This window comes from Curtobacterium sp. 24E2, from assembly GCF_016925595.1.
In the GTDB taxonomy this organism is placed as follows: Bacteria; Actinomycetota; Actinomycetes; order Actinomycetales; family Microbacteriaceae; genus Curtobacterium.
Genome location: NZ_CP068987.1, coordinates 1781922 through 1794896 on the forward strand (window position 1 = coordinate 1781922; position 12975 = coordinate 1794896).

The following is a 12975-nucleotide window of genomic DNA, read 5'->3' on the forward strand; positions in this document are numbered from 1 at the left end:
TCGTATTTCGCCGGTCCGCGTAGCGTTGGTGGCATGAGCAACTCCTTCGCGATCACCGGTGCCCACGTCGTCCCCGTCTCCGCTCCCGCCTTCGACGGCGGTGCGGTCGTCGTCGAGGACGGCCGCATCACCGCGATCGGCCCGGACGTCACACCGCCCCCGGGAATCACCGTCGTGGACGCAGCCGGTGCCTGGCTCGTCCCCGGGTTCGTCGAGTCGCACGGTCACGTCGGCATCCACGAGGAGGCGAACGGCGAGGCCGGCAACGACACGAACGAGATGACCGGCCCGAACATGGCCGGGGTCCGCGCGATCGACGCGATCGACATCGACGACGAGGGCTTCCGCGACGCGCTCGCCGGGGGCATCACGAGCATCGTCGTGAAGCCGGGGTCCGGCAACCCGATCGGCGGCCAGACCGTCGCCATCAAGACCTGGGGCGGGCGCACCGTCGACGAACAGCTCATCTCGGACTCGGTGAGCATCAAGAGCGCGCTCGGCGAGAACCCGAAGCGCGTGTACGGCGGCAAGGGCCAGACGCCGTCGACGCGCTTGGGCGTCGCGAAGATCATCCGTGACGCCTTCGTCGAGGCCCAGAACTACCGCGCCGCCCGTGACGCCGCCGCCGCGAAGGGTGAGCCGTTCGCGCGTGACCTGTCGAAGGAGGCACTCGTCCGGGTCCTCGACGGCGAACTCGTCTGGGACCAGCACACCCACCGCCACGACGACATCGCGACCGCCATCCGGCTGTCCGAGGAGTTCGGGTACCGACTCGTCGTGAACCACGGCACCGAGGCGCACAAGATCGCCAGCCTGCTCGCCGAGAAGGACATCCCGGTCATCTACGGCCCGCTGTTCACGAGCCGCTCGAAGGTGGAGCTCCGTGACCGAGGCATCCCGAACCTCGCCACCATCGCCGCCGCAGGCGTCAGGGTCGCGATCACCACCGACGCCCCCGTCGTGCCGATCGGCATGCTCGTCGACCAGGCCACGGCCGCGGTGAAGGAGGGTCTGCCCGCGCAGACCGCGCTCGAGGCGCTCACCGTCAACCCGGCCGAGTTCCTGGGCTTCGGTGACCGGGTCGGTCGGCTGGCCGTGGGCCACGACGCGGACCTCGTGCTCTGGGACGGCGACCCGCTCGACGCGACCAGTCGCGCGACGCGCGTCTGGATCGACGGCCGTCAGGTCTTCGAGTGGACGGACGGCGTCGGCGTCACCACCCCGCGCTGGTAGCGGGGAGAGCCGCCAGGCCCGGATCGCGACGTGCCTGCACGTCGCGATCCGGGCCTCCAGTCCGTGCGCCGGGGGCGCTGGATGGTGACGGCCGGCGAACCCGGCCGGCTCAGACCTCGCGTGCCAGCAGGAACTCGTTGATGCGGTCCGTCAGGTCCGCGTCGATCGCACGGGCGTCGCCGTTCACGGAGCGGATCGGCGCCGCCTGCCGGACGCTCGACACGAGCCAGAGTGCGTCCGCAGCCTGCAGGTCGGCGAGCGTGACGAGCTCGTAGGCGGTCTCGATGCCCTGCTGCTCGGCGAAGCGGAAGACGTCGGCCTGGGTGGTGCCGGCCAGGATCCCGATGTCGGTGCGCGGCGTGACGAGCCGGTCGCCGACCTTCAGGATCAGGTTGGCGCGCGTGCCCTCGAGCACGTAGCCGTCGCTCGACACGAACAGGGCGTCGTCGGCACCGCGCCGGGCGGCCTCGCGCAGGGCGGCCATGTTGACCGCGTACGACAGGGTCTTCGCGCCCTGCAGCAGCCACGGCGAGGTGCGCTCGACGTCGTGGCGGTAGCCGCGGTCCAGCACGACGACGGAGATGCCCTCGGTGCGCGCGGCGGTCGAGTCGACGGACGGCGCGGCGTACACCCAGCCGGTCGGACGGTCGGTGCCCTCGACGCCACGGGTCAGGACGGTCTTCGCGAAGGCCTCGCGGACCGGGTCGAGCCGGGCGCAGACGGCCTCGATCGCCTGCCGCCAGGCGTCGGGGTCCGGCGCGGGCAGGTCGAGCATCGCGGCGGAGCGGCCGAACCGGTCGAGGTGCGCCTCGAGGGCCTGCGGACGACCGTCGACCACCGTGATCGTCTCGAACACGCCGTCGCCCCGGGTGATGCCGAGGTCCTGCACCTGCAGGTGCTCCTCGAGCGGCTTCGCCCAGGTGAAGGCGTCCGCTGCGGGGTCGTGCGGCGCGGCGTCGCGGGAGGGCTGGTTGAGGATCGCGAGCACGGTTTCGGTCATGCGCCCATCCAACCGCACGTGCGTCCGCGCACGTTGTGCGTGGACGTCAGCTCGCGTCGGGCAGCGCGCCCATGAGCTTCCACACCGCCGGCGTCAACTCGGGGTGCTGCAGCGCGATCCGGCGCAACCGGTGGTACTCCTCGCCGAGGACGGTGCCCTGACCGGACGCGGGGTGCATCGACCACTGGGCGTGCCGCTTGCCGATCGCGGCGTCGAGGTCGACCGCGTCGGCCCGCAGGATGAGCACGACCTGCTCGTCGACCGTGGGGAGCGTCGGCATGAACTCCCACGGGTCCTCGCCCTGGCGGCTCCGGTGCTCGACGAGCATCGAGATCTCCTCGGCAGCCTCGGCGCGCAGCACTTCGAGGCTGCGCCCGGTCCTGCGGGGCTCAGCCATGGTGCCCCCGCAGCACGCCTGCCATGGGAAGAGCGTACGACACATCTTCGGCCAGACTGGACGGGTGACCCCGCGCGACGAGAGCAAGTCCCAACACCCCCGAGTGGTCGTCGTCTACCTGCTGCGCGACGGCGAGAGCGGACCCGAGGTCCTGCTCGGGGAGAAGCGCCGCGGCCTCGGCACCGGCCGGCTGGTCGGCCCGGGCGGCAAGCGCGAACCCGGTGAGTCGGCGGTCGAGACCGCCGTGCGCGAGGTGCGCGAAGAGGTCGGCCTGCGTCTCGAGACGGTCGACCTGGAGGCCCGTGGCACGTTGGACTACCGGTTCCCGTACCGGCCGTCCTGGTCCCAGGTCTCGGACGTCTTCGTGTGCCGCCGCTGGCAGGGCAGCCCGTCGGGCTCCGACGAGCTCGAGCCGCGGTGGATCCCCGTCGCGGACGTCCCCTACGAGGCGATGTGGGACGACGCGAAGTACTGGCTGCCGGCGGTGCTCCGCGGGGGTCGGTGCGTGCACGCTTCACGTTCGCCGACGACGACGCGACGGTCGCGGGCTTCACCGGGACGGGTGTCGAGTCACCCGCGTAGAGCGGGTCTGCGGGTCTGCGGGTCAGCGGGTCTGCTGCGTGCGGGTGCTGCCGGTGCGTGCTTCCTCGGCGGCGGCGATGACCTCGGCGTCGCCGCTGCGACCGCCGAGGGGCCGGACGAAGAAGTCGATGATCCCGAACACGATCGCGCCGACCATGGCGAACATCGCCCAGCCGACGAAGAGCCCGGCGGTGTTCCGGCCGTCGGCGGGTGCGAGCACGATGCTCGCGACGTAGAAGCCGACCGTCAGCACGAGGAGCACGACGACGACGGTGACGAGGACGCGGTGCCAGGTGATGCGGGGGTTCATGCCCCCAGGATACGCGCCGCCGACGCCTCACCGGTCCGCGTGGCGGCCGTGCGGCGGCTCGTCCGACGTGTCGACGCGGGCCGACGTGTCGGACCGAGCCGGTGCCCTGGAGCCCTCGGTGCGTGGGACGGGACGCGTGCGCGGTCCGGTCCCCGCGCCTCCCGGCCGCTGCACCGGTCCGGTGCGGTCCCCGGTCCGCACCACGGGGATGCGGCCGGTGGGGGTGGTCTCGGTCTCGAGGCCGTCGCGGCCGCCCGTGAAGACGTCGCCGCCGACGCGGGCGTCCTCCCAGTCATCGTCGCTCAGGACGCTCAGGGTGCCGGTCTCGGTGGACTCGAGGCCGTGGCGCTCGAGCTCGGCGTCGCGTTCCTTGCCCAGGAACTCGCGGTTGGCGGTGTTGGCGTCCTGGAACATGGTCGTCCGGCCCGTGACGATGGCGCGGATGCGTCGCCGTTCCCACCACTTCTTGCCGAAGTACATGAGCACCAGGCCGGCCGCGGCGTAGCAGCCCATCGTGATCAGGCCGCGGGCCGGGCCGGGGCCGACGCCGTAGATCTGGTGTTTGATCATGTCGACCATGCTCGACCCGACGACGACGTTGTTGAGCCAGGCGAACGGCTCCGGCATGAACCACTTCGGGTACGCCCCGCCGGACGACGGCATCGACAGGAACACGAAGCAGATCATGGCGGGTGCGGCGATGAACCGGCCGACGAAGTAGCTCAGCCCGTTGACGGCGAGACCGATCGCGACGATCCACCCCCACGCGATGAGGACGAGCTGGATCCAGTGGCCGTGGATGGCGCCGACGACCGGACCGGCGAGGGTGTTCGTGATCAGGGAGATGACGAGGCCGCCGACGACGATGACGGTCATTCGGGTGCGGTGCCGGAGCGGACCGCCCATGATCCCGATGAACATCGCGACCATGTAGCCGCCGATGCACCAGGCGAGCATGACGTACATCGGGACGGTGCCGTACTCGTCCCACGCGGGCAGGGCAGCGAGCTCGGTGGTCTTCGGGGTCGCGACGCCGATGCCCGTGAGCACCGCGCTCAGTGTCGCCGGCACGAGGCTCGCGACCTGGAACTGGTGTGCGCTCGCCTTGAAGAACTCGTTCGTGGACGGGTCGTACGCAACCGCCATCGACCCGGCGAGCACGTCCCGCTTCGCCGCAGCCAGGGAGTCGTAGGTGTGGAACACGAACTCGCCCGGCAAGGCCTTCTGCACCGCGGCGACGAGGGCCGGGTCACTGCCGATCAGCGCGATCGGGACGTCGTGCGGGTGCGGGGCGTGGAACGCGAAGACGTAGCAGAGGCAGAAGCCGACGATGAAGAACAGCGGCATCCACAGCTGCAGACCGATCAGCTGGAGCGACGGGTGCAACGTCGAGTACCAGCGGCGGTACGCACCGTGCTGCTGTGGCTCCGGGACGGGGGCCTGGCGACGCGGTGCAGCCCGCGTGGAGCCTGCGACCTTCGCACCGCGGCGGGGCTTCGTGCCACGGGCCGAGGGGCGGGTGCTGCGTGGCTTCGGGGCCGACGTCGGCCGGGACGCTCCGGGACGGTCCGGGGTGTCGTTGTTCTTCGGGACGTCGTTCCGCGGCGTGCTCACTCGGCGTTGTGCTCCTGTACTCGATCGGAGCGCCAGGATACGCCCGAGGCCCTCAGGAGCGGCTGCGTGAGGCCTGCGCCGAGTCCATCGCGAGTTCTTCGGCGTCGAGGGTCACGAGCACGCGGCGCATGACCTCTTCGTCGAGGTTCCCCTTCTCACGCTCCTCGAGCACGATCTCGCGTCGTCGGTCGAGCAGCTCGCGCCGGATGTCCTGGATCTGCGAGCCGCGCAGACGCATCGGGGCGTTGCGCTCCTCGACCTCTTCTTCCTCGGCGTCCTGGCGGAAGGTCTCGACCTGTCGCTCGAGCCGTGCCTTCAGCCGGTTCACCACCGAGTCGACGGCGACGTCGCCGTACTGCTTCGACCAGTCCGGACGTCGCTTCTCGAGCAGCTCGATGGCGGCCTCGGTGGTGCGCTGGTTCAGCCGCATCTCGCTCCGGACGTCCTCTTCGCCCTCGGCCGGGTCCTGCACCTTGAGCGCACGGATGACGAAGGGCAGCGTCAGGCCCTGCAGCAGCAGGGTGCCGACGGTCACGAAGAACGCGATGATGAAGATCGTGTCCTGCGCGGGGATCTGCGTCGGGCTCGCGACAACGGAGACCGCTGCGGCGAGGGTCACCACGCCGCGCATGCCGGTCCACGAGATGACGGTGAGCTCGCGCCAGTTGAGCTTCGGCTCGGCCGTGCCGCGCATCCACCGCAGCGACGGGTGGCCGCGGGAGAGCTTGATGCGCAGCGGACGGAGCCATCGCCCGTTGAAGCGGTTGCGCACGTACGACTCGAAGATGAAGAGGGGCCGCACCAGGATCACGACGCCGAGCACCACGGCCGCGGCGGTGAGCGTCTGGCCGAGACTCCGCTCGCTCTCGACCAGGTCCTGCACCACGGTGTTGAGCTGCAGGCCGATCAGGGCGAACACGAAGCCCTCGAGGATGACGTCGATGCTGGTCCACAGCGGACGCTCCTGCAGGCGGGTGGCGTAGCCCTCCTTCGGGGAGTTGTAGCCGATGTACAGGCCGGCCGTGACGACCGCGATGACGCCGGAACCGGAGAGGTCCTCGGCCAGGATGTAGGCGACGAAGGGCAGCAGGATGCTCATGATCGTCTCGACCACGGGGTCGTTGAGGCGCATCCGGATCCAGTGCACGACGACACCGAGCACGATGCCGACGGCCAGGCCGACGCCGATCGCCAGGCCGAAGATGCCGAGGTCCTGCCAGACGGTGAGCGACGTCCCCGCGATGATCAGGGTGAACACGCGCACCAGGGTCAGGGAGGCTGCGTCGTTGATCAGGCTCTCGCCGGACAGCACCGTCATCACCCGGCGGGGAGCCCGAGCTTGCGACCGATCGCGGCGGCGGACACGGCGTCCGGCGGGGCGACGATCGCACCGAGCAGGATCGCCGCGGGCAGGGTCATGTCCGGGATCAGGAAGTAGGCCACCGCGCCGACCACGAGTGCCGTCACGATGACCAGGAAGATGCCGAGACGCCGGATCTGCTTGATCGACGTGCGGAAGCTCTGCCACGACACGTCGAGCGCCGCCGAGTAGAGCAGCGGCGGCAGGATCACCGTCAGGATCACCTCGGAGTCGATCTCCATCGCGGGGAGCCCCGGCAGGAACGACGCTGCGAGCGCGACCGCCGTCACGAGCAGGGGAGCGGGGAGCCCCTTCGCCCGCGCGAACCCGGTCACCGCGAGCGATCCGACCAACAGGATGAGGAGCTCGACGGTGTCCATGGGACTCATTCTCGCATCGGCATGGTTCCGAATCTGAACGAGTCTGAAGCTCTGGTGAACAGCAGGTTGCCGATCAGGTTTGCTCCGGAGGCCGTCGATGGGGAACACTGGCCCGCGGTGGACATCACACTCATAGTCGTCCTGGTCATCGCGTTGGCCCTCTTCTTCGACTTCACAAACGGTTTTCACGACACCGCCAACGCGATGGCGACTCCGATCGCGACCGGGGCCATGAAGCCCAAGGTCGCGGTCACGGTCGCCGCGGTGCTCAACCTCGTCGGTGCGTTCCTCAGCACCGCGGTGGCGACCTCGATCTCGCACGGCCTCATCAACGAGGGCCCGGGCGGCGTCGCGATCTCACCGGAGATGATCTTCGCGGGGCTCATCGGAGCGGTCGTGTGGAACATGATCACGTGGCTCCGCGGGCTGCCCTCGTCGTCGTCGCACGCGCTGTTCGGTGGACTGATCGGCGCCGCGATCGTCGGCGCCGGGTTCCAGTCCGTCAACTACGTCGCGCTGCTGACGGTCGTCATCATCCCGGCCTTCGCGTCCCCGGTGATCGCGTCGCTCGTGTCGTTCCTGTCGACACGCATCGCGTACCGGATCACGAAGCGTCCGGTGTTCCCGAACGAGCGCGGCGGCTTCCGCGTCGGGCAGATCTTCACCTCGTCGATGGTGTCGCTCGCGCACGGCACGAACGACGCGCAGAAGACGATGGGTGTCATCACGCTGACGCTGATCGCGTCGGGGGCGCAGTCGTCGAACCAGGGCGTGCAGTTCTGGGTCGTCGTCGCCTGTGCCCTGGCGATCGCGCTCGGTACCTACACGGGCGGGTGGCGCATCATCCGCACGCTCGGGTCCGGCATCACCGAGATCCGGGCCACCCAGGGCTTCGCGGCCGAGGCATCGACCGCCGCGACGATCCTGGCGTCCAGCCACCTCGGCTTCGCGCTCTCGACCACACAGGTGTCCTCCGGCTCGATCATCGGTGCCGGGCTCGGCCGCCGCGGCTCGAAGATCCAGTGGTCCACCGCCGGCAAGATCGTCATCGCCTGGTTCATCACGCTGCCGGCCGCCGCAGCCGTTGGCGCCGTGGCATCGGGCATCGCACGCCTGGGCGTCATCGGCCTCGTCATCGACGCGATCGTCGGTGCCGCGGTGATCCTCGGCCTGTACCTGTGGTCGCTCCGGAAGCCGCACGAGCAGGCCTCGGCCATCGAGGTCGACGTCGCCGCGAACGCCGTGTACACCCGCAAGGAACTGCGCGACCTGCAGCGCAAGAAGCGCGCCGACGCCGTCGCGGACCGCCGCGCAGCGCTGAGCCGCGAGCGCACGCTCCGCCGCATGGCCGCGCGCAAGGGAGGTCGTCGCTGATGGGAATCGACTGGTTCGCGTTCCTCACCGTGGCGCTCGTCGCCGTGGTCTCGTCGTGCTTTGTCGTGGCCGTGTACTCCGTCGGTCTCCGGTTCTGGAGCGCCGCGGACACCCGCGCCGGCAAGTTCACCGTGAAGGACGACGGCACGATCGGTCCGGCGACCGCCGGGTTCCCGAACCCCGACGGAGCGACGACCGCGGTGCGTGCCTTCCGTGCGCTCGCGATCCTCTGCTATGCGGTCTGCGGCGCCGTCGTGCTGTACGGCATCTACCTCATCGTCCCCCAGTTCCACTGACCCGGGGCGCGCGCGACGCCAGCTTCGTGAGCAGAAATGGTCGGGTGCGTTCCGGCGACCCGACCATTCCTGCTCGCCATGTGCGCACTCCCGCCCGGCACGCCCCCGGCACGCCCCCGGGCGCACACCCCGAGCTCGTTCCGGACCGGCCGGACGGACTGGGCTAGCCTCGACGTGTGACCGGCAACGAAGCAGCACAGGCCCCCACCGGGGCGCAAACCCGTACCGAGAGCGACTCGCTGGGGTCGCGCGAGGTCCCGATCGACGCGTACTGGGGCATCAACACCCTGCGGGCCCTGGAGAACTTCCCGATCACGTCCGTGCCGATCTCGGTGTACCCGGACCTCATCGAGGCCCTCGCCACCGTCAAGCAGGCGGCAGCGCGGGCGAACCGGGCGATCGGGGTCCTCGACGACGAGCGCGCCGACGCCATCGACCGTGCTGCGCAAGAGGTACGGGACGGCGCCCTGCGTGAGCAGTTCGTCGTCGACATCGTGCAGGGCGGTGCCGGCACGAGCACGAACATGAACACGAACGAGGTCCTGGCGAACCGGGCCCTCGAGCTCCTCGGCCGTAAGCGGGGCGACTACGGGTACCTGCACCCGATCGACCACGTGAACCGCAGCCAGTCGACGAACGACACGTACCCGACGAGCATCAAGATCGCGATGATCTTCTCCGCCCGGCGGCTCATCGAGCAGCTCGAACAGCTCTCCGCGGCGTTCGCCGAGCGGGGAACGCCTTCGCCGACGTGCTCAAGGTCGGCCGGACGCAGCTGCAGGACGCCGTACCGATGACCCTCGGGCAGGAGTTCACCGGCTTCTCGCACACGATCCAGGAGGACGCCGACCTGCTCCGCAAGGTCCTGCCGCTGCTGGCCGAGATGAACCTCGGCGCGACGGCGATCGGTACCGGGATCACCGCGGACCCGCTCTACCGCGACGAGGTCCGCCGGCAGCTGCAGGACGCCAGCGGCATCGACGTCGTGACGGCACCGGACCTGATCGAGGCGACGAGCGACGCCGGCGCCTTCATGACGTTGTCCGGCACGGTGAAGCGCAGTGCCGCGAAGCTCTCGAAGATCTGCAACGACCTGCGGTTGCTCGCGTCGGGGCCGCAAGCGGGCCTCGGCGAGATCACCCTGCCGGCGCGCCAGGCGGGCTCGTCGATCATGCCGGGCAAGGTGAACCCGGTGATCCCCGAGGTCGTGAACCAGATCGCGTTCGCCGTGGTCGGCGCCGACACCACCGTGACGATGGCGGCGGAGGGCGGTCAGCTCCAGCTCAACGCGTTCGAGCCGATCATCGCGCACTCGATCCTGCAGTCGCTGCAGTGGATGTCGCGGGGCTGTGCGACGTTGCGCGAGCACTGCGTGACCGGCATCGAGGCGAACGAGGCGAAGCTCGCGGCGCAGGTCGACACGAACGTCGGGGTGGTCACGGCCCTGACCCCGTACATCGGCTACGCGGCTGCGGCGTCGATCGCGCACACGGCACTGACCACGTCGACGCCGATCTCGACGCTCGTCGTGGCTGCCGGCCTGATGGACGAGGACCAGGTGCAGCGCGTGCTGAGCCCGGCGCGGCTGTCCGGCATCGAGCTCGCCACCGGTGCGATCCCGGTGGTCACCGAGGAGATGCTGGACCAAGCGGCGCGCGAGCGCTGACGCGCAACCAGCGCAACCAGCGCAACCAGCGCAACCAGCGCAACCGCCTCAGGGCATCGGCGCCTCGCCGACGCGCACCTGCTGTGCCACGTCGCGCAGGTGCTCCTCGGCCGGGGTCGGCTCGGCGTCCTCGTCGGCGGCGACCTGGGCCGCGGTGGTCCGGACGTTCCGCGCCGCGGCGATGTCGGCGTCCCGCCACCGCGCCAGCGTGAAGTTGCGGGTGACGTCGCGCAGCGGCAACCGGATGGACTCGTCGGCCTCGATGCCGGCCAGGAGCTGCCGCATCCGGATCACCTCGGAGTCGAGCTCACCGCCGACCACGAGCACGAAGTTCGAGATGTACAGGTAGACGAGCAGCAGGATCCCGCCGCCGAGCCACCCGTACGCACGGTTGCCGCCGCCGATCGTCTCGACGTAGACGGCGAAGCCGAGGGTCGCCAGCGCCCAGGTCACGATGGCGAACGCGGCACCGGCGGACACCCACCGCAGCTGCGGCGTCTTCACGTTCGGGGTCGCGTAGTACAGGACCGCGACCATCACGACCAGGTCGACGGCGAGCACGGGCCACTTCACGACGTTCCACACGTCGTCGATCCACGGCGCCCAGCCGAACGACGCGACGATCGCCGCCGAGATCGTCGGGGTACCGAGCAGGATCACGATCGCGATCGCCCCGCCCGCCATCACGAGCAGGGTCACGAGGAGCATCATGCTGCGGAACTTCCAGATCCGCCGACCCTCTTCGACCTCGTACGAGGTGTTCATCGCCCGCCCGAACGCCGTCGCGTACCCGGACAGCGACCACAGCGTCAGCACGACGCCGGTCGCGAACCCGAGCCACGGGTTGTCGAGTGTCAGCAGCTGACGCAGCGGGGTCTCGAGGTGCTCCGCCGTCTCCGGCCGCAGGATGAACCCGAGCACGCCGATGATGTCGGCCAGGCTGTCGCCCTTGCGGTCGACGATCGACAGTGCGGACACCACGGTCAGCGCGGTGGGGAACACGGTCAGCAGCGCGAAGAACGTCAACGACGCCGCCGCGTCGACGACGCGGTGCCGGATGACCGAGTGGTAGGTGCGCCGGACGACGGCGCGGACTCCCGTCCGCTGGAGATCGCGCGATGCGCTGTCCGGCATGCGTTGTACGGTACCCGACACGTGACGTCGCCTCGGTGCCCTGGTCGCGCCGCGGTGCGGACGGGAGGCCCGTGGCGGGCCCGCCCCGCGCCTCCCGTCCACCGCCTGGTCGCGTCGACCCCGTCAGAGCGACACGAGCCCGCCACGGTCCGTCGTCCGTCTCGCGAAAGCGACAGACATCCGCGGAAGGTTCGCGCAAATCTGTCGCTTTCGCGGAAGGGGGTGGTCCGGTGCTGCGGCCGCTCAGCCGTCAGTTGGCGTGGGGGTGCATGGCGTCGTACCGGCGGAAGGAGGGGACGAGGCGGAGGAGCAGCGCGACGAGCGCCACGATGAGCACGCCGCCGATGATCGGCGGGTACGCGATGCCGGCCGCGACGACCAGACCCGCGTAGAGGTCGCCGAGCCGCGGTCCACCGGTGACCACGACGATGAAGATGCCCTGCAGCCGGCCGCGCATGCCGTCAGGCGACGCCGCCTGCAGGATCGTGTTCCGGAACACCGAGCTGACGTTGTCCGCACCGCCGGCCGCCGCCAGGAACAGCGCCGCCAACCCGAGCGCGGGCAGGATCCCGACCGAGAACGACTCGCCCGAGCGTCCGCCGAGCACGTGCGCGAGCGCGATGACGACGCCGAACGCCGCGATCGCGCCGCCGTACGCCGTGATGGCCCAGCCGACCGCCTCGCCCTGGCGGCGCACCTGCCCGAGCGGCCCGGAGAAGACGCTCGACAGCAGGGCGCCGATCGCGTAGGCGGCCGTGAGCGTGCCGACGGTGATCGATCCGCCGCCGATCACGAGCGCCCCGATCGCGGGGAACAGGACGCGGGGCTGGCCGAACGCCATCGCGACGATGTCGAGCACGAACGTCATGGTGATGTTGCGCGACCTCCGCAGGAACCGTGCGCCCTCGACCAAGGAGCTCAGTCCCGGGCGGAGTGCACCGTGGTCGGCCGCCATCCTCGGCAGCGTGAACACCCCGAGGAACGCGAACGTGAACAGGACGACGTCGATCGTGTAGGTCGGCGCGAACCCGACGCTCGCGATGAGGACACCGGCGACGGCCGGTCCGACGGTGACCTGGAACCCGGAGGCGATGCCGCCCAGGGCGCTCGCCGCGGGCAGCAGGTCGGTGCCGACGAGTCGCGGGACGATCGCCGAGCGCGAGGCGTTGCTGACGGTCGCGGCGACGGCGTTCACGGTCGCCAGGACGTAGAGCAGTGCGACGCTGTGCAGTCCGAGCCACGAGTGGGTGGCGATGAGGGCGACCGCGACCCAGGCGATGATCGACGACACGAGCGCGACCGTGCGGCGGTCGAAGGCGTCGGCGAGCATGCCGCCGTACAGGCCGGCGACCACCATCGGCAGCAGGGCGATGACCCCCACGAGCGCCACCGCGAAGGTGGAGTGCGTGATCTCGTACACCTCGAGCCCGACCGCGACCGTGGTCATCTGCGTGCCGATCCCGGCGATGGCGGTGCCCGCCCAGAGCCGGGCGAAGGCGGGGGATCGGCGGAGCGGGGTGAGGTCGGCGAGCAGGCGGCGGCGCGGCGGTGCGGGAGTGGGTCGTGTCACGGTGGAACCATTCTGCGGCCTGTGTGGCCGTTGCGTCTGCCGTTGCCGCGCTCTGGTTG

11 protein-coding genes and 2 pseudogenes are annotated in these 12975 nt (G+C 70.4%); 5 read left to right on the forward strand and 8 right to left on the reverse strand.

Features of this window, described 5'->3' with window-relative positions; genetic code table 11:
- Positions 1 to 33: 33 nt before the first annotated feature.
- The gene (locus JN350_RS08835) at positions 34 to 1233 is read left to right on the forward strand and encodes an amidohydrolase (protein WP_205464247.1); all 1200 of its coding nucleotides are present in this window, start codon (positions 34 to 36) and stop codon (positions 1231 to 1233) included.
- 109 nt (positions 1234 to 1342) lie between these two features.
- Here JN350_RS08835 and JN350_RS08840 read toward each other — a convergent pair whose 3' ends face one another.
- Positions 1343 to 2233, reverse strand: a complete 891-nt coding sequence (locus JN350_RS08840; protein ID WP_205464248.1) for an aminodeoxychorismate lyase — start codon at positions 2231 to 2233, stop codon at positions 1343 to 1345.
- Between the two features lie 46 nt (positions 2234 to 2279).
- Entirely contained in the window at positions 2280 to 2630 is a 351-nt protein-coding gene (locus JN350_RS08845; RefSeq protein WP_111084560.1) for a tryptophan synthase subunit alpha, read from the reverse strand.
- Here JN350_RS08845 and JN350_RS20780 point away from each other — a divergent pair.
- Positions 2629 to 3099: pseudogene (locus tag JN350_RS20780) on the forward strand (8-oxo-dGTP diphosphatase); the annotation flags it as partial. The gene JN350_RS08845 and the pseudogene JN350_RS20780 overlap by 2 nt on opposite strands.
- Before the next feature lie 135 nt (positions 3100 to 3234).
- On the opposite strand, the gene JN350_RS19280 reads toward JN350_RS20780, so the two are convergent.
- The 4 genes from JN350_RS19280 to JN350_RS20135 are packed head-to-tail and all read right to left on the reverse strand — an operon-like array spanning position 3235 to position 6876.
- Positions 3235 to 3522, reverse strand: coding sequence for a hypothetical protein (locus JN350_RS19280; RefSeq protein WP_111084562.1), 288 nt, complete (start codon positions 3520 to 3522; stop codon positions 3235 to 3237).
- Between the two features lie 27 nt (positions 3523 to 3549).
- A complete protein-coding gene (locus tag JN350_RS19285) occupies positions 3550 to 5136 on the reverse strand; it encodes an ABC transporter permease (protein WP_240347656.1) in 1587 nt (528 codons plus the stop codon).
- Positions 5137 to 5188: 52 nt separating this feature from the next.
- Positions 5189 to 6454, reverse strand: coding sequence for a cation:proton antiporter domain-containing protein (locus JN350_RS08855; RefSeq protein WP_275898026.1), 1266 nt, complete (start codon positions 6452 to 6454; stop codon positions 5189 to 5191).
- The gene (locus JN350_RS20135; protein WP_275898027.1) at positions 6454 to 6876 is read right to left on the reverse strand and encodes a cation:proton antiporter domain-containing protein; all 423 of its coding nucleotides are present in this window, start codon (positions 6874 to 6876) and stop codon (positions 6454 to 6456) included. Before JN350_RS20135 ends, JN350_RS08855 begins: the two co-directional genes overlap by 1 nt.
- 117 nt (positions 6877 to 6993) lie before the next feature.
- Between JN350_RS20135 and JN350_RS08860 the strand changes: the two genes are divergently transcribed.
- The 3 genes and pseudogenes from JN350_RS08860 (at position 6994) to JN350_RS08870 (ending at position 10212) form a co-directional block, all read left to right on the forward strand.
- Entirely contained in the window at positions 6994 to 8250 is a 1257-nt protein-coding gene (locus tag JN350_RS08860; RefSeq protein WP_123673409.1) for an inorganic phosphate transporter, read from the forward strand.
- Positions 8250 to 8546 carry a hypothetical protein gene (locus JN350_RS08865; protein ID WP_205464249.1) on the forward strand — a complete coding sequence of 99 codons (297 nt, stop codon included), beginning with the start codon at positions 8250 to 8252 and terminating at the stop codon, positions 8544 to 8546. Before JN350_RS08860 ends, JN350_RS08865 begins: the two co-directional genes overlap by 1 nt.
- Before the next feature lie 176 nt (positions 8547 to 8722).
- Positions 8723 to 10212: pseudogene (locus tag JN350_RS08870) on the forward strand (aspartate ammonia-lyase).
- 48 nt (positions 10213 to 10260) lie between these two features.
- On the opposite strand, the gene JN350_RS08875 reads toward JN350_RS08870, so the two are convergent.
- Together JN350_RS08875 and JN350_RS08880 are read right to left on the reverse strand one after the other, a co-directional pair.
- Positions 10261 to 11346 (reverse strand): YihY/virulence factor BrkB family protein, encoded by a 1086-nt coding sequence (locus JN350_RS08875; protein WP_205464250.1) that lies wholly within the window; start codon positions 11344 to 11346, stop codon positions 10261 to 10263.
- Between the two features lie 250 nt (positions 11347 to 11596).
- Positions 11597 to 12916, reverse strand: coding sequence for an MFS transporter (locus tag JN350_RS08880; protein ID WP_205464251.1), 1320 nt, complete (start codon positions 12914 to 12916; stop codon positions 11597 to 11599).
- Between the last annotated feature and the right edge of the window lie 59 nt (positions 12917 to 12975).

What these genes read in the sequence shown, in the direction of transcription:
- JN350_RS08845 (WP_111084560.1), bottom strand. Translation starts at nt 2,630, where the DNA reads ATGGCTGAGCCCCGCAGGACCGGGCGCAGCCTCGAAGTGCTGCGCGCC.
- JN350_RS08840 (WP_205464248.1), bottom strand. Translation starts at nt 2,233, where the DNA reads ATGACCGAAACCGTGCTCGCGATCCTCAACCAGCCCTCCCGCGACGCC.
- JN350_RS08855 (WP_275898026.1), bottom strand. Translation starts at nt 6,454, where the DNA reads ATGACGGTGCTGTCCGGCGAGAGCCTGATCAACGACGCAGCCTCCCTG.
- JN350_RS08875 (WP_205464250.1), bottom strand. Translation starts at nt 11,346, where the DNA reads ATGCCGGACAGCGCATCGCGCGATCTCCAGCGGACGGGAGTCCGCGCC.
- JN350_RS19280 (WP_111084562.1), bottom strand. Translation starts at nt 3,522, where the DNA reads ATGAACCCCCGCATCACCTGGCACCGCGTCCTCGTCACCGTCGTCGTC.
- JN350_RS20135 (WP_275898027.1), bottom strand. Translation starts at nt 6,876, where the DNA reads ATGGACACCGTCGAGCTCCTCATCCTGTTGGTCGGATCGCTCGCGGTG.
- JN350_RS08865 (WP_205464249.1), top strand. Translation starts at nt 8,250, where the DNA reads ATGGGAATCGACTGGTTCGCGTTCCTCACCGTGGCGCTCGTCGCCGTG.
- JN350_RS08835 (WP_205464247.1), top strand. Translation starts at nt 34, where the DNA reads ATGAGCAACTCCTTCGCGATCACCGGTGCCCACGTCGTCCCCGTCTCC.